Here is an 18,999-nt window from a genome sequence, read left to right on the forward strand (position 1 = left end):
ACTGCTTTGTTTGCAGCGCAAGGCGCAGCGGGGGACTAGCGTGTTTTTTGCCGCTACGTGTTACCTTGCGAAACGATGTTTCTCATCATTTAGAATGACTAAATTTCGTATTTCGCGCCTAGTATCGCCTAAAAAACACACGTAGTCGCAAACATAGACGAATTGTCAATAGACCCTAGGCAATTAGCAATCAATTTGAGTACGAGCGGGTAATGTTGTTGTGCTGTTTCAAAATTGGGTTCTATTTCTGTACGAAGTCTATTCATCATTTGCTATATTTAAACGATCAAAAAGTTTTAATGGTGCTATCAATAAGCGACAAGAAAAGCATAATTTCTAAAATGAAGTCGAGAAATGAGAAATGAAAGTTTTAAGCCCATTTTCACAGATTTACCGTTCTATTTCAATAATTTATCTCACCCTTTCATCAATTTACCTTACTCGACAGTATGACCTTTTAAATAAAAACAGTCGTTTATTTTTACTGAGAAGAGGAAGGTAAATTGGATAATTTAAACGGGTAGGCTAATTAAACTCACCCACTGAGCGCTCTTTTGCCCAGTCGCGTAAGATAAATTTTTGCAATTTACCTGTCGATGTTTTTGGAATCTCACAAATCACCACATTTTTAGGGACTTTAAAGCGTGCCAAATGCTGTTTGCAGAATTCAATCACCTCTTCAGGTGTGGTTTCTGCACCTTGTTTAAGTTCTATAAAGGCACAAGGAACTTCTTGCCAACGCGGATCAGGTTGCGCAACCACTGCCGCAGTCATAATTGCGGGGTGAGTATAAAGAACCTCTTCAACTTCTAAAGATGAGATATTTTCACCACCTGAAATAATGATGTCTTTTGAACGGTCCATAATTTTTGCATAACCATCGGGCTGGCAAACCGCTAAATCACCCGTATGAAACCAGCCACCTTTAAAGGCTTCTTCTGTGGCTTTGGTATTTTTTAAATAGCCTTTCATAACAATGTTGCCACGGAACATAATTTCTCCCATGGTCTTACCGTCATTAGGCACAGGTTGCATCGTTTCAGCATCTAACACACGCATACCATCTTGTAATGGATACGGTACACCTTGGCGCGAATGTAATTGTGCTTGCTCTTGAATAGACAGGTCACTCCAACCTGCTTGAGCTGCACATAATGCAGAAGGGCCATAAGTTTCAGTGAGACCATAGACATGATTGACTTGAATACCAATATGATGCATTCCTTCAATAATTGCCGCAGGCGGTGCAGCACCAGCCACCATTACTTCTACATGATGTTCAAATTTAATTTGTTGTTCTTTCGGGGTGTTGATCAACATCGACAAGACAATCGGTGCACCACAGAAATAGTCAACTTTGTATTGATCAATGAGTTGATAAACTAACTCAGGATCAATTTTACGTAAGCAGATATTGGTACCGCCATTGGCTGCAACAGTCCAAGCAAAACACCAGCCATTGCAATGGAATAGGGGAAGTGTCCATAAATATTTACAACGTGGTGTCATACCACAGGCGATGATATTACTGGCCGCATTGATATAAGCACCACGATGGTGATAAACCACACCTTTCGGATTGCCTGTAGTGCCAGAGGTATAATTTAGACTAATCGCATCCCATTCATCCTGAGGTAAATGCCACTCAAAATCTACATCGCCACCTTTTAGCCATTCCTCATATTCAATTTGACCAATACGTGCAGTAGCATCATTGTTTTCGTATTCCTCATCTGCAACATCAATGATATAGATCTGTTGAGCAATAAGCGCTACCGCTTCTTTAGCCAAAGCCGCAAACTCAGGGTCAACCAAAAGAACTTTGGTTTCAGCATGCTCTAACATAAACGCAATGGTTTTGGCATCTAAACGAGTATTCAGGGTATTTAAAACAGCACCAGCCATAGGGACTGCAAAATGCGCTTCGACCATCGCAGGGATATTGGGTAAAAGAACTGAAACAGTATCGTTTTTTTGAATCCCAAGATTTTGTAATTGATGGGCAAATTGACGACAACGTGTATAGGTGTCACGCCAAGAGATATGACGAGCACCATGTACAATCGCATCTTGATTTGGATAAATGTAGGCTGCACGCTCTAGGTAACGTAAAGGTGATAATGCTACAAAGTTTGCAGGGGTTCGTGGTAATTGATCATAGGCACTGACCATGTTTAGCTCCATCTATATTTGTTCTAATTTCCGTGTTTAAAAGATATGCATAAGCCTGTCAGAATTCATTTAGGCTTTAGTCGAGTATTCCAGCTAAATATGCATCGTTAGACATCTTTACCCTTATTTAAATATTTTTTGGAATATTTAATTTATTGAATTAAATTAATATTTTGGAAGATTGATGTAATGTTAATCCTGATTTTATGCAGAATCTTATTTAAAATCCCGTTATTCAAATATGAATAACTGAACTCAGCAGTTTCGCTTTTTTGTATTCCGTTGGCGAAGATCCAGTCCATTTTTTAAACGCACGACGAAATTCCCTTAACTCACTAAAACCAAGGTTGAAACTGATTTCACTCATCGATTGATTTTCTTCAATCCATTGTTTGGCTTTTTTTTCTAACACCTGTTGCTTTAAAAACTGAAAATTTAGCCCCTCATTGAGTAGTAAACGCCGTAAATGGCGTTCGCTAAAATGAAAATATTGTGCTGCTTGTTGCATATCAAAGCGTTCAGGTAGATGGCTTTCAATCAAATGTGCTAATACCTTTGCCAAACTGTGTTGATTCATTTGATCAAATTGTTTTAAAGCTTGATCACAAATCAGAATTGCACTTTGATAATTGACAGGGCTATAGTTTTTAAGACTTCTCGACAAGAGTGTTTTGTTAAATCGGATGATATTTTTAGCTGTTTTAAAATAAATTGGACAATTGAAAATTCTTTGATAATCATTGATATATGCTGAGTGATCATAGCTGAGTTCCAGGCTCACCAACTCATAGCTCTCGTCTAGCATCATATTGACACAGGTAATAATACTGGCAAAAACTTCATCACAGAAAAATGCTTTTAGCTCATCACAGTTACTTCGCTCAAAAAGTTCAATTTCACAATAATCATCAACAAGATTGACGGTTAAATCTAAGACACTGCCTGAAATGGGATGATAGTGCAGTGCGGTCTCCAATGCTTCAGCTACTGTTTTACAGGCTTGCATGGCAAAGCCCAAAATACCAATTGAAATCTGACCTTCACTACTGCCCAGCAATAAACCTAAATTTTGTTGCTGGGTATCTTTAACTGCGAGATGAATAACCTCACAGAGTTCTGAAAAACCAACAAAACCATGCCCTTGGCGAATTTGTTCCAAGTCTAAATTTTGTGCTGCGAACCAATTGTCATATTGCCAGTGTTGTTGTTCTGCATAATGAACCAAACTCGTCAGTATCATTGGTGGAATATAAAATTGAGAATTGGCAATTTCCTTTTGCTGCAAGCTCATAAAGTCCGCTTAGCCCCCCATATTATTGTTGCTTTTACCCTAGTTGGTATCGCATATTTTTGATTAAGATTCAATCTACTTCTGGTATTCGCAGATATAAATTCGCTGACATAAAAAAGATAAAGGATGACCGCATATGTTTATGGTGGGTTGGGATAAACAAGAAATAGACATTCAGCCGCAAGGTTATGCCATGTTTGGTTATGGTATGTGGTCGCATCGTGCTTATCAAAAACGTACAGCGTTGTTTGCTCGTACATTCACTATCCGTCGTTTAGCTTTAGAACAGCCCATTATTTTTTGTTGTCTGGATTTTGGTTGTATTACTTATGCGATCCGCAGTGGTGTTGTTGAGCGCTTAAAACAACAACTAGCTGAGCAATTTAATGAACAGCATTTGGTCTTGATGGCAACCCATACTCATTCTGGCCCTGGCGGTTGTGCTTATGAAGCTTTATACAATATGCCGACCCCAGGGTTTGTTCCAGAGCATGTTGAAGCGGTAGTAAATGCGGTCATGCTCAGTATTTCCAATGCCTTAGACACTGAAAAAGAAACCGAACTTCGTTATCAAAGTTGCCAATTTCCTCATGATATTCCAGTGGCATGGAATCGATCATTGCAGGCATATAATCGTAACCCCGATGTGATTCAAAGAACCGAAGCAGAAACCCATCTCGCCTTAAATCGTGAAATGCAATTAATCGGGTTTTACCGTGATGATCAATTATGTTCCTTTATTTCATTATTTGGAGTACATGCAACCTGTTTGAGTAGTCAACTCAAAGCCCATGATGGTGACAATAAAGGCTATGCTGCGGCGATAAGTGAACATTATCTATTAACACAAGGTATTCCACACCCAGTTGCCATTTTTGCACAAGCAACAGCAGGAGATGTATCGCCACATTTTCATGGCCCCAAACAAGATGCGATTCGCAATAAAATTAAGGGCGAAAAAGAATATCAATATGCTGAGCAAAATGGGCGTTATCAAAGTGAAATTGCGATTAAAGCACTGACTACACCGCTTGAAAAAAACACCAACAATGCGATGGAAGCATGTTTACTCCAAGGCAGTGTCGATGCTGTTTTATCCTATATAGATCTGAGTCAAGTCGATGTGCCAAGTGAATTTAGTCAGGGGATACAAGGCGCTAAAACCAGTGCCGCTTGTCATGGTGTCGGTTTCTTCGGGGGAACGCCAATAGATGGTAAAGGAACACCTACAGCAATTCTTAAAGTAATGTCATTACTCGCTAAGCGAGTACGTAAGCAACGTTTAGCAAACTCGAATTCTCTGCGGTACAGCAAATATAAAGCGCTCTATGACTCACAATTTCCGAAAGAGATTGTTTTAGAAAGTCCAGACAATCAGTTGCTGGGTAAAGGTTTAGATTTTCCCCCAAGTATTTTTGACCCTTTAATTGCAGAAATGAATCGCCAAGTTAAAGCCGGTGCCATTCAAGACAGCCCATTGGTTCCAAGTGTTGTTCCGCTACAGATTATCCAAATTGGTCAATTGGCTTTGATTTGTTGCCCCGGAGAAATTACCACAACAGCAGGACAACGTGTGATTCAGACTGTGGCAAAACAGTTCTCAAAGCAGCATGGTATTTCAAAGGTTGGTTTGGTGTCTTATTGCAATGATTATATGGGCTATATCACCACCAATGAAGAATACCAGCAACAAGCTTATGAAGGTGCACATACTTTATATGGTCAATGGACACATGCGGCAATTCAGTACAAATTTCAGCAATTGGCAACGCAGTTGAGTCTAGATAAATCTCAACGAGAATATGACCAAATCACACGCCCCGCAGCGATTCCACCACACGAAATAGAAAAAAGAACAAATCACGGCAATTTAAAAACGGCTGTACGCTAAAGGATGAGCATTATGAATCAATTGATTAATCAAGCACCGAACAAGCACAAATTAAATCAGCAAAAATGGAACAATTGGTCTGGCTATCAACAGTCTCACCCTGAGCAGATTTTAAAGCCTGACAGTCTTGATGAGTTAAAACACATTGTCCAAACCCAAGCAAAGATTCGAGTGGTGGGAGCAGGGCATTCATTTACACCTTTGGTGAGTACCGATGCAACATTGCTGTCTTTGGATAGTCTTTCTGGTGTGGATCAAGTCAATACTGAATTTGCCCAAGCCAGTATTTGGGCTGGAACACGATTATTTAATTTAGGGCAATATTTAGAACCGATGCAGCAGTCTTTAATGCAACAGGGTGATATTGACCAGCAAAGTTTAGCTGGTGCTGTTTCAACGGGAACACATGGTACAGGCGTGGGCTTACATTGTCTTTCAGGTTATGTGCAAGCATTTGAATTACTCACAGCATCAGGAGAAATTCTTCATTGTAATCGCCATGAAAATCCAGATATTTTTGCAGCAGGACGAGTGTCTTTAGGGAGTTTAGGGATTTTGACTAAAATCACCATGCAGAATAAACCACGCTATAAACTTAAAGAGCAAGTTAGACTGTGTGCGGTCAAAGACTTTATTCAAAATATTGACCAATGGAAAGCACAACATCGGCATATCGAGTGTTTTGCATTTTCTCATGCAGATAAATTGATTTTAAAAACCTTAGATATTACTGAAGATGAGGTTCAACCACGCACTGAATCATGGCCATCTGAGGATACGTTATTAACCTTATGTTGCGAGTTAACCAAATCTTTTCCAGCATTGAATCCAAAACTACAAAAGCTCTTAGGCGTTTTTATTAAGCCAAGCACATTTGTTGATTGGTCAGGCAAGATTTTCCCGACACCGCGTGAAACGAAATTTAATGAAATGGAATATCAGGTTCCAGTTGAATTGGGGGTGGAATGTTTGCAAGCTGTTCTAGCAGCGCTAAAAAACTCAAAAGCACAAACCTTTTTCCCTGTGGAGTTTCGATTTGTCAAAGGTGATGATATTTGGTTGAGTCCGTTTTATCAGCGGGACTCTATTTCCATCTCAGTACACCAATATCATAAGCAAGCACCTAGACAATTATTTAATGAAGTTGAGTCGATTTTGCAACATTATCAAGGGCGACCACATTGGGGGAAAATGCATAGTATGACAGCAACACAACTTAAAACTTTATACCCTAAGTGGGATGCGTTTATGCAGTTGCGAGAACGACTTGATCCAAGCAGAAAGTTTTTAAATCCTTATTTAGAAAAGCTATTCTTATCTGAATAATGGATAAAATTAAGTGAATGGGTAAAACTAAAATAGACCATAAAGGTAGACTATGAACAACTTTTTTGAGCAATTAAATCGTGATTTAAAACAGTCAAATGGTGCATTACCTCGGTTAATTGTTGATGATCAGGCGCTTGAACAAAATCTACAATACATTGCCAAAAAGCTTCAATACGGAAGCCATTTGCAACCACGTATCGTGGTAAAGTCTTTGGCATGCTTAGCATTATTAAAAACCATTAGTCTAAAGCTTTCGACTCAACGGTTTATGGTGTTTCATATGCCACAGCTTTTACCAATCCTTGAGAACTTTTCGGATGTAGATGTGTTGTTTGGGAAACCGATGCCTGTAAGCACTATTCAGCATTTTTATGCGATGAATCAAAATTGCAGACAAGCCGATATACAATGGTTAATTGATTCCAAAGCACGTTTATTACAGTATCTTGAGGTTGCAAAACAGTTTAGCTTAACGCTTAAAATCAATATTGAAATTGATGTGGGTTTGCATCGCGGTGGTATTCGTTCCGATTTTGCACTCATCGAAATATTAAGATTGATTGAACAAAATCCTGAGCATTTAGTACTTGCTGGCTTGATGGGCTATGATGCCCATGTGACGAAGCTACCTCCAGTGATTAAAAAGATTGATGTCGCGTATCGAGAGTCACAAGACATTTATCAAAATTATAAAAATATTATTCAACAGCAATTTCCGCATTTATGGCGAGCTGATCTTTGTTTTAATGGTGGTGGTAGTCCTACATTTTATCTCCATGTGGAGCAAAGTGTGTGCAATGATCTTTCTTTTGGCTCTATGTTACTTAAACCAAGCGACTTTGACAGCGATGGTTTAAGTGTTTTACAAGCTGCATTATGGATTTCAACCCCTGTTTTAAAAGTACTGCCATTTACCCAGTTACCTGGATTAGAGGTTTTAGATAAATTACCACATAGCTCTAAAGCCTTATTTGTTTATGGTGGATATTGGATGGCGCATTATGTTTATCCGCGAGGGATTCATCCGCATGCACTTTATGGGCGGAGTACCAATCAGGAAATGGTTAATGTGCCTAAAAGCACTGAAATAGCTGTTGATGATTTTGTATTTTTAAGACCCACACAAAGCGAAGCGATTATTCCTCAATTTCATAAATTATATTGTTATAAAAATCGAGATTTTGAAGCGTGGGAAACCTTTAGAGAGTAATGTTCCAAAAAGAGGAAGTTGGTGGATAATCAAAAGTACAATTTAAATCAGAATAAAGAATAATTTTAAGACAAAGGTTTATAAATATGCTGTAAAGGTGTAAAATTCGACACACTTTTATTTTGTTCCACCGATTTTATCTTGAGGATCTTCCTCGATCATAATCTCGCGGTGACATGCTCCATTGTACGGGGCATCACTCCTTAAGGATTTTTAAATATGCCTATTATCACATTGCCAAATGGCGATCAAAAAAGTTTTGATCAAGCTGTTTCCGTTATGGAAGTTGCTCAAAGTATTGGACCTGGACTGGCTAAAAATACAGTTGCTGGGAAAGTAAATGGTCGCTTAGTCGATGCAAGTGATTTAATTACCGAAGACTCAACCTTACAAATCATCACTCCAAAAGATCAAGACGGTGTAGAAATTATTCGTCACTCTTGTGCACACTTGGTGGGTCATGCGGTAAAACAACTCTTCCCTGAAGCAAAAATGGTGATTGGTCCGGTCATTGAAGAAGGTTTCTACTATGACATCTGGATGCCTCGTCCATTTACTTTAGATGATATGGCTGCAATCGAAGCGCGCATGAAAAAGCTCATCGATCAAGATTATGACGTCATTAAAAAAATGACACCTCGTGATGATGTGATTGCAGAGTTCACTGCACGTGGTGAAGATTATAAGTTACGTTTGATTGCTGACATGCCTGAAGAAACTCAAATGGGCTTGTACTATCATCAAGATTATTTAGATATGTGTCGTGGTCCACACGTACCGAATACTAAATTTTTAAAGTCATTCAAATTGACTAAAATCTCTGGCGCTTACTGGCGTGGTGATGCTAAGAATGAACAATTACAGCGTATTTATGGTACTGCTTGGGCAGACAAAAAAGAATTAGCAGCATATATCAAGCGTATTGAAGAAGCTGAAAAGCGTGACCATCGTAAAATTGGTAAAGCTTTAGATTTGTTCCATATGCAAGAAGAAGCACCAGGTATGGTGTTTTGGCATGCCAATGGTTGGACGATCTACCAAGTGCTTGAACAATACATGCGTAAAGTTCAACAGGACAACGGCTACCAAGAGATTAAAACACCACAAATTGTAGACTTCACTTTGTGGGAAAAATCGGGTCATGCTGCCAACTATGCAGAAAATATGTTTACGACACATTCAGAAAGTCGTAACTATGCGGTAAAACCAATGAACTGCCCATGTCACGTTCAAGTGTTTAACCAAGGTTTAAAATCTTACCGTGATCTTCCAATTCGTTTGGCAGAGTTTGGTTCATGCCATCGTAATGAGCCATCAGGTTCGTTACACGGGATTATGCGTGTACGTGGCTTTACTCAAGATGATGCACATATTTTCTGTACAACTGAACAAATTGGTAAAGAAGTTGCAGACTTTATTAAACTGACTTTAGATGTTTATAAAGATTTTGGTTTTGAAGAAGTTCAAATGAAATTGTCTACACGTCCTGAAAAACGTGTGGGTGCTGATGAACTTTGGGATGTTGCAGAAAAATCTTTAGCAGATGCTTTAGATGCTGCAAATCTTAAATGGGAAGAACAACCTGGAGAAGGTGCTTTCTACGGTCCGAAGATTGAATTTTCATTAAAAGACTGTTTAGGACGTATCTGGCAGTGCGGTACAATTCAGTGTGATTTTAACTTACCGTTACGTTTAGACGCTTCATATGTAACAGAAGATAACGATCGTGACCATCCTGTGATGTTACATCGTGCAATTCTTGGCAGTTTTGAACGTTTTATTGGTATACTAATTGAACACTACGCAGGCTTTATGCCACCATGGTTGGCTCCAATCCAAACATGTGTCATGAATATTACGGATTCTCAAGCGGAAGCTTGTGAGCAAGTCGTCGCAAAACTCAAAGAAAATGGAATTCGAGCAATTTCAGACTTGAGAAATGAGAAAATCGGCTTTAAGATTCGTGAGCGTACACTAGAGCGTATTCCATACCTATTGGTACTTGGAGATCGAGAAGTAGAGGAAGGGACTGTGAATGTTCGTACTCGCTCTGGAAAAAATTTAGGTACTATGTCAATAGACGCATTTATTGACCTAGTGAAAGCAGCCGTAGCCGAACGCGGCCGGTATATTGTGGAGTAAGAAAGATTAAACAGCCTGACCGTAACCAACAACAAGGTGCTAAAAGTAATCGTCCTGCATTAAATGATGAGATCAAAGCGAAAGATGTGCGTCTCGTTGCTGCAGATGGAGAGCAAAAAGGCATCGTTTCACTTGCTGAAGCTTTGCGTGCTGCTGAAGAAGTTGATCTTGATCTTGTTGAGATCGTGGCGAATGCAGAGCCACCTGTTTGTAAAATCATGGATTTCAACAAACATTTATTTGACTTGAAGCAAAAGCAAAAAGATGCGAAAAAGAAACAGCATCAAGTTCAAGTGAAAGAAATTAAGTTGCGCCCTGGTACAGACGTTGGTGATTACAATGTTAAGTTGCGTGCTATTCTGAAGTTTCTTGAAGAAGGCAACAAAGTCAAAATTACTCTACGTTTCCGTGGTCGTGAAATGGCTCACCAACAGTTGGGTCTTGCACAATTGCAAAAAATTGAAGCAGACGTAGCAGAGTTTGGTATTGTTGAACAAGCACCAAAAATGGAAGGCCGTCAAATGGGTATGTTACTTGGACCTAAAAAGAAAAAGTAATTATTCATCTGTTAAAAAAGCACTGCATTAAGCAGTGCTTTTTTACGTTAAAATGTAGGTGAATTAATCTGAATCGAGCGGAGTTGATATGTCATCTACTCAAAATTCAAATGCGCTATCGAGTATTAACCAAAAAAATTATTCAAGCAGGTGAGGTCTTGCCTGTGGTTAAATTAAAGGATGGTAGTGCTGTACAAACGGGCACAGTGGCAACCATGTTGCATAATATCAATCTGTATAACTCAGGTTTAAGAGGCGAGATTGAACAAGAACTGATCCTCGCGATCCCCACCTTAGTGAAAGTTGGTTTATTTGACTTATTTAATCCAGATGAGTGGATATTGGGAAACAATGCAGGTCGTAAATTTGTGGGTGAGAAGGCCAAAGCATATATAGATGCAATTGCTGAAGTAGATATTTGAAATCAATATCATAATATGAGAACGTACTGTGTTTAATAAAATGCAATAACATAATTTTAGAATAGATTATTAGAATAATCTCTTTTTATAGCATACTGAATCAAGCCAATTCATGTTATAAAAGTAAACGATTAACGCAATAAAATTCAGAAAATACGTGAAAACGAAGAAGGATGAAATATGATTGATCTCTATTATTGGGGTACTCCCAATGGTCATAAAATTACCATTGCACTTGAAGAAATGGGTTTGGATTATCAGATTTTTCCCATCAACATCTTAGAGAATGACCAGTTCCAGCCCGATTTTCTTCGTATCTCACCCAACAACAAAATCCCCGCGATTGTCGATCAAAATGGTCCAAATGGTGAGCCGATTTCAGTGTTTGAATCAGGTGCAATCTTGCAATATCTTGGCCGTAAAACAGGACTGTATTATCCAAGCGATGAGCAAGATCGTGTTGAAGTTGAACAGTGGTTAATGTGGCAAATGGGCGGGTTAGGACCGATGTTAGGGCAAAACCATCATTTTGGTAAATTTGCTAAAGAAAAAATTCCTTATGCAATTGATCGTTATGTTACTGAAACTCAACGTTTGTATGGTGTTTTGAATAAGCAGCTCATTGGACAAAAATATGTGGCTGGTGAATATTCGATTGCAGATATGGCCATTTTACCGTGGGTATTACGCTATGAGTGGCAGCAAATAGCGCTAGATGATTATCCTTATGTTAAAGAATATATTGAGCGTTTAACTGCGCGCCCAGCGATACAAAGAGCGCTATCAATCAAAGTGTAAAATGTATTTTATGTTAAGATGAGAAACCACGTGACGTGGTTTTTTATTTTTTAAATAATCGATTTTTGGATGGTTGGCGGGCTTTAGTCATGAAAGATTTCTTTTTGAACTTTACGAAAATATTAGAAACAAATCCAAAAATCTACTGGAGTATTATTGTCGGTATTGCCGGTTGTTTAATGCTCTATATTGCGGAAATTGTGCATATCCAAAATATTTTAGAGCAATTAAATGGTCAAGCGTCAGCCCTGATTAGAAGCGTGATCGACCCGATTGCGCAACGCTATCAATGGTCTCGGATTATCTTTATGTTATTGGCGATCATTTGGGCGCATTTTCAGTATCGTAAAACCAAAAAAATGCTAAATTTAGGATAATTGAACTGTAAGTAGTGCATTCAACAGGGGAGAGTATGAAGCAAAACTTTGTTTGGCATTTCCTTATCTCTTTTGGTGTGATGCTGATCACAGCAATGCTTTGTAGTATCTTGCAGTATCACTCTGCATATGATTATTTCTGGTTTATTATTTTTAGCATCGTGAGTGTTTCAGGCTTGGTTTTTGCTATGGTCTTTGGTATTTTTCAAAGTAAATTACAGCAAAGTCTTTTGAATACCACTATCTTACTCGTTTTGCTTTCGCTTTATTTTATTGTTTTATTCTACGGCTTTATTCATATCAAAATCGATTGGCAAGCGATTTCAGAGGGTAAAGCTCAACTCACATTGTTGCAGAAATTTTTTAAATCAGATATTTCATTTTGGTTGGCTTTTTTTGCTCCATTTATACTGTCATTCTTGACTTATACCTTAAAACCTAAACCCAATATTAGCTAATTTTATGGCTTATTTTCTATTATTTCTCTCTGCATTTGGCGCTGCTACTTTACTCCCGTTGCAGTCTGAAGCAGTATTGGTTGGGCTACTGGTACAAACACAATATTCTGCGTATTTACTGCTTGCTGTTGCAACGATTGGCAATGTTTTAGGTTCATGCGTGAATTGGTATTTGGGACTCAAAATCGAGCAGTTTAAAGATAAGAAATGGTTTCCCGTTTCTGAAAAAAATATGCTTAAAGCGGAAGAAATATATCAAAAGTATGGCTTTTGGTCTTTGTTATTAAGCTGGACTCCAATTATTGGAGATCCAATCACACTTATTGCAGGGCTAATGAAAGAGAACTTTTGGCGTTTTCTTTTGATCGTGACCATTGCAAAAGGTGGTCGCTATGTTTTTATTTATTTGGTGTATATCGGATTATTTTAATAAAAAGGTTAAAAACACAAACTATCTTTAACCTTGAAAGACGCATCTTGATGAATTTATTTACATTCATTGATTTTAAATTGAATCGCATCATTGAAGCTGGATTGTTTATAGATCCATAAAGTACGATAAGAACGTTTTACATTGATTGATGCATGCTCAACGGCTGCAAGTACTTGTTGATCAAGTGCATTAATACCAGAACGTTGAGTTAGCTTAACTTGGGTAATTTCGCCTTGCTTATTGGCTTTAAATTTAAACTTTACTGTGCGATCTTTATTTTTTAATAGTGATTGATCCAGTGCAAGTTGTGGTTGTTTTAAATAAACAAAGGCAACCGACTTATCGAGTTGTTGTTTGTTCCAATTTTTTGAATTAAAGCTATATGTACATTGCTTAGCGCGCTGAACATGATCCGTTGCATTCTCTAGCGTTAAGGTAAATGTTTGATAACCGACTAAAGCAATGGCTTTTCCATTTTTGGAATAGGGTTTTACTTTTGCATTTTCCACAGCATCTACAAGTTTCTGATCCAATGCACGGATGCCTGTACTCTCTTGGATATCGGCATCTGTGACTTCACCAGCATTATTGGCTTTTACGCGAATGATCGCTGAACGATCTTGATCTTTTAATTCAGCGATTTGATAGTGAATTTGAGGAAATTTGACCCATTGTATACGTGTAGTCAAATGCTGAGGATCATTTTGTTCAGATTGCTCCCCTTTGACTTTTATTGTAGGAAGTTTATCCGCACTATAGCTATAGGTTGAAAGGCACAATAAACAAGTGGTAAAAAGAGCTTTATTCATAGGTTTGGCAATCCATGCAGTTTAATACGCATGAGAGTAGTTTAATTGCGCAAAGTATTTATCGAATTTTGTATTCTCGCAATAGAAAATGCACCCGAAGGTGCATTTTTTTACTGTTTTTTATTCAGCCAAACACATTATTCTTGGCCTTTGGTGATGTCTACTTTGAATAAATCAGAAGTTTTTACCCAACTTATTGCGACGACAGCCAAGGTCATACATCCACCAAATACAGTGGCTGTGATTGTTCCTAAATATTTTGCAGCCAGCCCAGATTCAAATGCGCCCAATTCATTACTCGATGAAACAAACATCCCATTCACCGCAGCGACACGGCCACGCATATTTTCAGGTGGGTAAACTTGTAAAATGGTTTGGCGTACAACCACTGAGATACTGTCACAAGCACCAGTCATAGCCAAAGCAAATAAAGAGAGCCAGACGTTGTTTGAGAATGCAAAGATAATGGTAAACACCCCAAAACCAGCAACAGCAATCAGCATATTTCGCCATGCATGATGTGTAGGTGGAAATTTGGTTAAAGCGATCATGGTTATTAATGCGCCAATAGAGGGAGCTGCACGTAAATAACCTAAACCTTCAGGTCCAACTTTTAGAATATCTTCTGCAAAAATTGGCAGTAGGGCAATCACACCACCAAACAGCACTGAAACCAAATCTAAAGATATGGCCCACAGTACAATTTTGGTTTTCCAAATAAAGCGAAAACCTTCACTTAAACTGTCCCAAAGATTGTCTTGTTCCATAGTTGGAAAAGTACGCTTCTTTAATAAGTTAATCAGACAGAAGCAAATAAATAAAAGTACTGCTACCGAGAGTAAGCTATTTTCACGACCGATTCCTGCCAGCATAAAACCACCCAGCATTGGGCCAATAATGACACCACTTTGCCATCCAATCGTGGTCCATGTTGCACCATTGGCATACAGTTCACGAGGAATTAAAAATGGTTTTAATGAGGTTGCTGATGGATTATAGAAACCTCGGATGGTACCCAAACCAAAAATAACCGCATAAATCCCCCAAGACAGTGTAGTCACACCAATTTGGCCATGATCATAACTGTGAAATAACCACCAAAGCACCAATGGCAAAGGGAAGGAGAAGAATAAGCAAACTTTCATAATGGTTTGTTTATTCAACTTATCAGCAAAATAACCACCCCAAAGCGACAGTGCAATAAACGGGATTGCTTCTGCTAGTCCAATCAGACCCAAGGTAAGCGGGTCTTTGGTAATTTGATAGAGTGAATAGGCAACAATAATTTCTTGAATTAGAATTGCGAGTGTTAAACAAAATTGATTGATGGTAACAATTGAGAAATCTCGATAGCGAAGCGCAGCAAAAGCATCCTGTGCAGGGGTCATAACTGTCCAGTTTTATCATGATGTGATGATTATAAAGATTTCATCCTGATTTTTCTTATAAAACTAGGTGAAATTTACATCGAAAATTACATTGGGGAATTGTGAAATTGTTGGATGTTTTGCTTTTGTTTTGTACAGAGATGATTTAGAATACTGCCTCCCTTACCTGCAGGTCGTTGTCGCAATGGTGCGAACGTACCGAACAGGTGTTTAAAGAGGTTGTTATGGCTAAGTTAAAAACTCGCCGTGGTGCAGCTAAGCGTTTCAAAGCGACTGCTAACGGTTTCAAGCGTAAACAAGCGTTCAAACGCCACATTTTGACCAAAAAATCTGCTAAACGTATTCGTCAATTGCGCGGTTGTGTCATGGTTCACGTAAGTGACATGAATTCAGTTCGTCGTATGTGCCCATACATCTAAGGAGATTATAAATGGCTCGTGTAAAACGTGGTGTACAGGCTCATCGCCGTCATAAAAAAATTCTTGCTCGTGCTAAAGGTTACTATGGCGCGCGTTCACGTGTTTATCGTGTAGCGTTCCAAGCAGTAATTAAAGCAGGTCAATACGCTTACCGTGACCGTCGTCAAAAGAAACGTCAATTCCGTGCTTTATGGATTGCGCGTATCAATGCTGGTGCTCGTCAAAATGGTTTGTCGTACAGCCGTATGATCGATGGCTTGAAAAAAGCTCAAGTGATCATCGACCGTCGCGTACTTGCTGACATTGCTATGCATGACTCAGTTGCATTTGCTGCTTTAGCTGAAAAAGCTAAAGGCGCATTAGCTGCTTAATCATCTTTGATGATTAAAAAAGACCGCTTTTTAGCGGTCTTTTTTATGCCTAAAAATTTATTTTCAAACTCTTGCAGGAATTTTTAAGATGAGTTTTCATTGAGTTTGATTGTTCGAATACAGCGCTAATCAGTAAAATTTGTGTTGATGTAAAATCTGTCATTACGGATGCTCTAACTATTTGTTATGGCATCGAATTGACCAAACTATAGAAATCTCTAGTCTTATGCGCAAACAATATCACTTTCGCCAAGTTGGTGAAGACACTTATATTTGGGATGTGCATCATCTGGTTGAACTAAGCCAAGAGTTCCCAATCCATGAAGTTCTATTATCCGATATACAAGAACTCAATGAAGCGTATTGGTTTCCAGATACACATCCAACAACACAGCAAATGATTGAACATTTTCAACTGATACAACAGGCAGATCTAAGTTATCCAATTATTCTATCTGCTGATGGCAGAGTGATGGATGGTATGCATCGTGTGGCAAAAGCAAAATTACTCGATCATCTCACGATTAAAGCCGTCAGGTTTGAAATTACGCCACCAGCAAATTTTATCAATATTGACGAGGATGATTTGGATTATGCTGATTGAGCAGGCCATCCGAATGATTTAAACATTCAAATAACTTTGCATACACATTACACAATATCAACGTGAAAACATTATTGTTTTAGAAATAGCTCGCATAGAGTAGAACAACGAATAATAGAAAATGATGGAGTGGGTATGCGTGTTGAGATTGAAGGTTTACAACAAGGTGCAATTGAAGTTGAATTGCAACTACTACCCAGAGTTGGGGAAGTTTTAAAAGTGATGTATGGTGCAGATGCTGAAGTTAAAGGTGAAGTAACAGCAGTTGAGCACTATATTAATCAGCATGCAAATGAACATAAAGTGATACTCAGCATACGACCCGTATTTTGATATAGATCAGCTAAAATGATTGAATGATGATTGGGTTGTTACGTGATTTAAAGTAGCTTATTTGGCTACTTTTTATTTTTAGAGAGTTCTTAAATTTATGAAACGCATCAATGTTGTGGGGACTTCTGCATCAGGAAAAACAACATTTTCAATAAGATTAGCTCAAAAATTAAAGCTCACCTACATTGAATTGGATGATTTATTCTGGCTGGATGATTGGCAAGAGTCTACCGATACTGCATTTTTTCAGAAAATTCAGGCCAAACTAGATCAAGCTAAATCTGGTTTTGTCATAGATGGTAATTATACGCGAACTACGCAGATCAAATGGCGAGATATTGATACTGTAATTTGGTTGGATATTCCTTTTTATATCAATCTTTACCAATCCATACAGAGAGCTGTTCGTCGTGCTATTTTTAGACACAGACTTTGGGAGAGTTCAAATAATCGTGAAAGTTTTAGTAAAATGTTTAGTCGTGATTCGATTATTTGGTGGATGATTAAAACGCATCAAAAAAATCGTCAGCAATATATAACAATGATAAATGATCCTCAATATTCACATATTCGATTTATCCATTTAAAATCGCGAAAGGATATTGATGAATTTTTAGCGTCTATTTGACGCGTTATAATTTAGCCCCCCCTAAAAGTTAACTTATCCTGCTATACCTTGTATTGATTGAATATATTTGTGTAGCTGATATCTTAAGTTACGCTACAGACAGCTGTGTTTTTACTTGGCATGCAAAGTGATAAAAATCTTGGATTGGGTGGGGTATGTGCAGTACTTTCCCCTGTTGCTGATATCCATGACATCGCGCGATAGATACAAACATATAAGATTAAACAATATAAAAAAGTTTTTTACCTAATTTTTTGAAGGGTATAAAGTTTGCTTTCGAGGTAAATCCCAATAAATGAGGATGATATGATTCGATTAGCTGTTTCTGGTGATGTTCAGCAGATTGCTGAAATACATGTGCAAAGCTGGAATGAAACCTATACAGGTATGATTAAGCAAGAAATTATAGAGCGCGAAAATATTGAAAAACGAATACAGCTTTGGCAACAGATTTTTTCGCATCAAGATTATCATGTATTGGTGTATGAACAAGATGGTCAAATTGTTGGTTTTTTAAGTGGTTATTTAAATACTTCGTATAATGTTGCTGAAATTAAAGCTTTTTATTTATTAAAGAAAATTCAAAAACAAGGTATTGGTCGTGAGATGTTTGAGCGCTTTTATCAATATGTACATGCTAAGCATTATCAATTTATTCGCTTGGGCGTGATCAATAAAAATCCAAGTCGTCATTTCTATGAGAAATTAGGGGGAAATGTACTTGGAGAAGAGATTCTTTCTGATTATGGTGATGGCATAACAGAAGTATCGTATCAGTGGGATATTAATCATAGGGAAATAAAATGAGTGACTCTCATTTTTTAACAACTTTACAAGAACAAGTAAAGAACGGGCAAAAGCATAGTTATTTGTGTTTTTGGGGGCATAGTCAAAAGATTTCTGGAAAAATAGATAAGAGCTGTTTAAGTCAATGGTTTCCCGCAAAATTTGAAATTGATGGTGTCAATTATCAAAGTACAGAACAATACATGATGGCTCAGAAAGCCAAACTATTTAATGACGAAGATATCTTTCAGAAAATTTTACAAACAGATGATCCCAAGAAAATAAAAGCATTAGGTCGTTTGGTTAAAAATTATCAAGATGAGATTTGGGTTGCTCATCGTTATGAAATTGTGGTTCAAGGTAATTTGGCTAAGTTTTCTCAAGACAGTGATCTTAAAGCATTTCTACTGAGTACCTCAGATCAAATCATTGTTGAAGCCTCGCCTGTAGATCAAATTTGGGGGATTGGACTTGCAGCAGATCATGTTAATGCGACAAATCCAAACGCATGGCAAGGTTTAAATCTTTTGGGTTTTGCCTTAATGGAAGTGAGAAAGCAACTTTAAAGTTGCTTTCTTTTT

Annotated in this window: 21 protein-coding genes; 17 read left to right on the top strand and 4 right to left on the bottom strand. The window is 38.0% G+C overall.

The window, feature by feature from the left end; all coding sequences use genetic code 11:
• Nucleotides 1-525 precede the first annotated feature (525 nt).
• Both M2R48_RS03335 and M2R48_RS03340 read right to left on the bottom strand, forming a co-directional pair.
• Nucleotides 526-2,172, bottom strand: a complete 1,647-nt coding sequence (locus M2R48_RS03335) for an acyl-CoA synthetase (RefSeq protein WP_262085093.1) — start codon at nt 2,170-2,172, stop codon at nt 526-528.
• Nucleotides 2,173-2,407: 235 nt separating this feature from the next.
• Nucleotides 2,408-3,463: an AraC family transcriptional regulator gene (locus M2R48_RS03340; RefSeq protein WP_262085094.1), complete on the bottom strand. Its 1,056-nt coding sequence runs from the start codon at nt 3,461-3,463 to the stop codon at nt 2,408-2,410.
• A 136-nt stretch (nt 3,464-3,599) separates the two neighbouring features.
• Between M2R48_RS03340 and M2R48_RS03345 the strand changes: the two genes are divergently transcribed.
• From M2R48_RS03345 to M2R48_RS03390, 10 genes are all read left to right on the top strand, one after another.
• Complete coding sequence (locus tag M2R48_RS03345; protein ID WP_262085095.1) at nt 3,600-5,354, top strand: neutral/alkaline non-lysosomal ceramidase N-terminal domain-containing protein; 1,755 nt, start codon at nt 3,600-3,602, stop codon at nt 5,352-5,354.
• Between the two features lie 12 nt (nt 5,355-5,366).
• A complete protein-coding gene (locus tag M2R48_RS03350) occupies nt 5,367-6,680 on the top strand; it encodes a D-arabinono-1,4-lactone oxidase (protein WP_262085096.1) in 1,314 nt (437 codons plus the stop codon).
• Nucleotides 6,681-6,732: 52 nt separating this feature from the next.
• Nucleotides 6,733-7,893, top strand: a complete 1,161-nt coding sequence (locus M2R48_RS03355; protein WP_262085097.1) for an alanine racemase — start codon at nt 6,733-6,735, stop codon at nt 7,891-7,893.
• 219 nt (nt 7,894-8,112) lie between these two features.
• Complete coding sequence (thrS, locus tag M2R48_RS03360; protein WP_004723075.1) at nt 8,113-10,035, top strand: threonine--tRNA ligase; 1,923 nt, start codon at nt 8,113-8,115, stop codon at nt 10,033-10,035.
• Between the two features lie 5 nt (nt 10,036-10,040).
• A complete protein-coding gene (gene infC / locus M2R48_RS03365) occupies nt 10,041-10,592 on the top strand; it encodes a translation initiation factor IF-3 (protein ID WP_081401514.1) in 552 nt (183 codons plus the stop codon).
• 110 nt (nt 10,593-10,702) lie between these two features.
• Entirely contained in the window at nt 10,703-11,014 is a 312-nt protein-coding gene (locus M2R48_RS03370; protein WP_410004153.1) for a hypothetical protein, read from the top strand.
• Nucleotides 11,015-11,194: 180 nt separating this feature from the next.
• Nucleotides 11,195-11,812, top strand: coding sequence for a glutathione S-transferase N-terminal domain-containing protein (locus M2R48_RS03375; protein ID WP_262085098.1), 618 nt, complete (start codon nt 11,195-11,197; stop codon nt 11,810-11,812).
• Between the two features lie 89 nt (nt 11,813-11,901).
• Nucleotides 11,902-12,189, top strand: a complete 288-nt coding sequence (locus M2R48_RS03380; protein ID WP_004723070.1) for a hypothetical protein — start codon at nt 11,902-11,904, stop codon at nt 12,187-12,189.
• A gap of 35 nt (nt 12,190-12,224) precedes the next feature.
• Nucleotides 12,225-12,647, top strand: a complete 423-nt coding sequence (locus tag M2R48_RS03385) for a hypothetical protein (RefSeq protein ID WP_262085099.1) — start codon at nt 12,225-12,227, stop codon at nt 12,645-12,647.
• A 4-nt stretch (nt 12,648-12,651) separates the two neighbouring features.
• Nucleotides 12,652-13,077 carry a YqaA family protein gene (locus M2R48_RS03390; protein ID WP_262085100.1) on the top strand — a complete coding sequence of 142 codons (426 nt, stop codon included), beginning with the start codon at nt 12,652-12,654 and terminating at the stop codon, nt 13,075-13,077.
• A 56-nt stretch (nt 13,078-13,133) separates the two neighbouring features.
• Here the strand turns inward: M2R48_RS03390 and M2R48_RS03395 are convergent, their stop codons facing one another.
• Entirely contained in the window at nt 13,134-13,889 is a 756-nt protein-coding gene (locus tag M2R48_RS03395; RefSeq protein ID WP_262085101.1) for a TonB family protein, read from the bottom strand.
• Nucleotides 13,890-14,026: 137 nt separating this feature from the next.
• Nucleotides 14,027-15,277, bottom strand: a complete 1,251-nt coding sequence (locus M2R48_RS03400) for an MFS transporter (protein WP_004723063.1) — start codon at nt 15,275-15,277, stop codon at nt 14,027-14,029.
• Between the two features lie 224 nt (nt 15,278-15,501).
• On the opposite strand from M2R48_RS03400, the gene rpmI reads away from it, so the two are divergent.
• From rpmI to M2R48_RS03435, 7 genes are all read left to right on the top strand, one after another.
• On the top strand, nt 15,502-15,696 hold the full coding sequence (gene rpmI, locus M2R48_RS03405) for a 50S ribosomal protein L35 (protein ID WP_002054552.1): 195 nt from the start codon (nt 15,502-15,504) through the stop codon (nt 15,694-15,696).
• A gap of 11 nt (nt 15,697-15,707) precedes the next feature.
• Entirely contained in the window at nt 15,708-16,067 is a 360-nt protein-coding gene (gene rplT, locus M2R48_RS03410) for a 50S ribosomal protein L20 (RefSeq protein ID WP_004723060.1), read from the top strand.
• Between the two features lie 226 nt (nt 16,068-16,293).
• Entirely contained in the window at nt 16,294-16,671 is a 378-nt protein-coding gene (locus M2R48_RS03415) for a hypothetical protein (RefSeq protein ID WP_262085102.1), read from the top strand.
• Between the two features lie 135 nt (nt 16,672-16,806).
• Nucleotides 16,807-17,004, top strand: coding sequence for a hypothetical protein (locus M2R48_RS03420; RefSeq protein ID WP_004723056.1), 198 nt, complete (start codon nt 16,807-16,809; stop codon nt 17,002-17,004).
• 97 nt (nt 17,005-17,101) lie between these two features.
• Nucleotides 17,102-17,632: an adenylate kinase gene (locus tag M2R48_RS03425; RefSeq protein ID WP_262085103.1), complete on the top strand. Its 531-nt coding sequence runs from the start codon at nt 17,102-17,104 to the stop codon at nt 17,630-17,632.
• 306 nt (nt 17,633-17,938) lie between these two features.
• Nucleotides 17,939-18,439 carry a GNAT family N-acetyltransferase gene (locus M2R48_RS03430; RefSeq protein WP_004723051.1) on the top strand — a complete coding sequence of 167 codons (501 nt, stop codon included), beginning with the start codon at nt 17,939-17,941 and terminating at the stop codon, nt 18,437-18,439.
• A complete protein-coding gene (locus M2R48_RS03435) occupies nt 18,436-18,984 on the top strand; it encodes an NADAR family protein (protein WP_262085104.1) in 549 nt (182 codons plus the stop codon). Before M2R48_RS03430 ends, M2R48_RS03435 begins: the two co-directional genes overlap by 4 nt.
• Nucleotides 18,985-18,999: the final 15 nt, after the last annotated feature.

Source organism: Acinetobacter sp. I-MWF, assembly GCF_025433935.1.
Taxonomy (GTDB): Bacteria; Pseudomonadota; Gammaproteobacteria; order Pseudomonadales; family Moraxellaceae; genus Acinetobacter; species Acinetobacter guillouiae.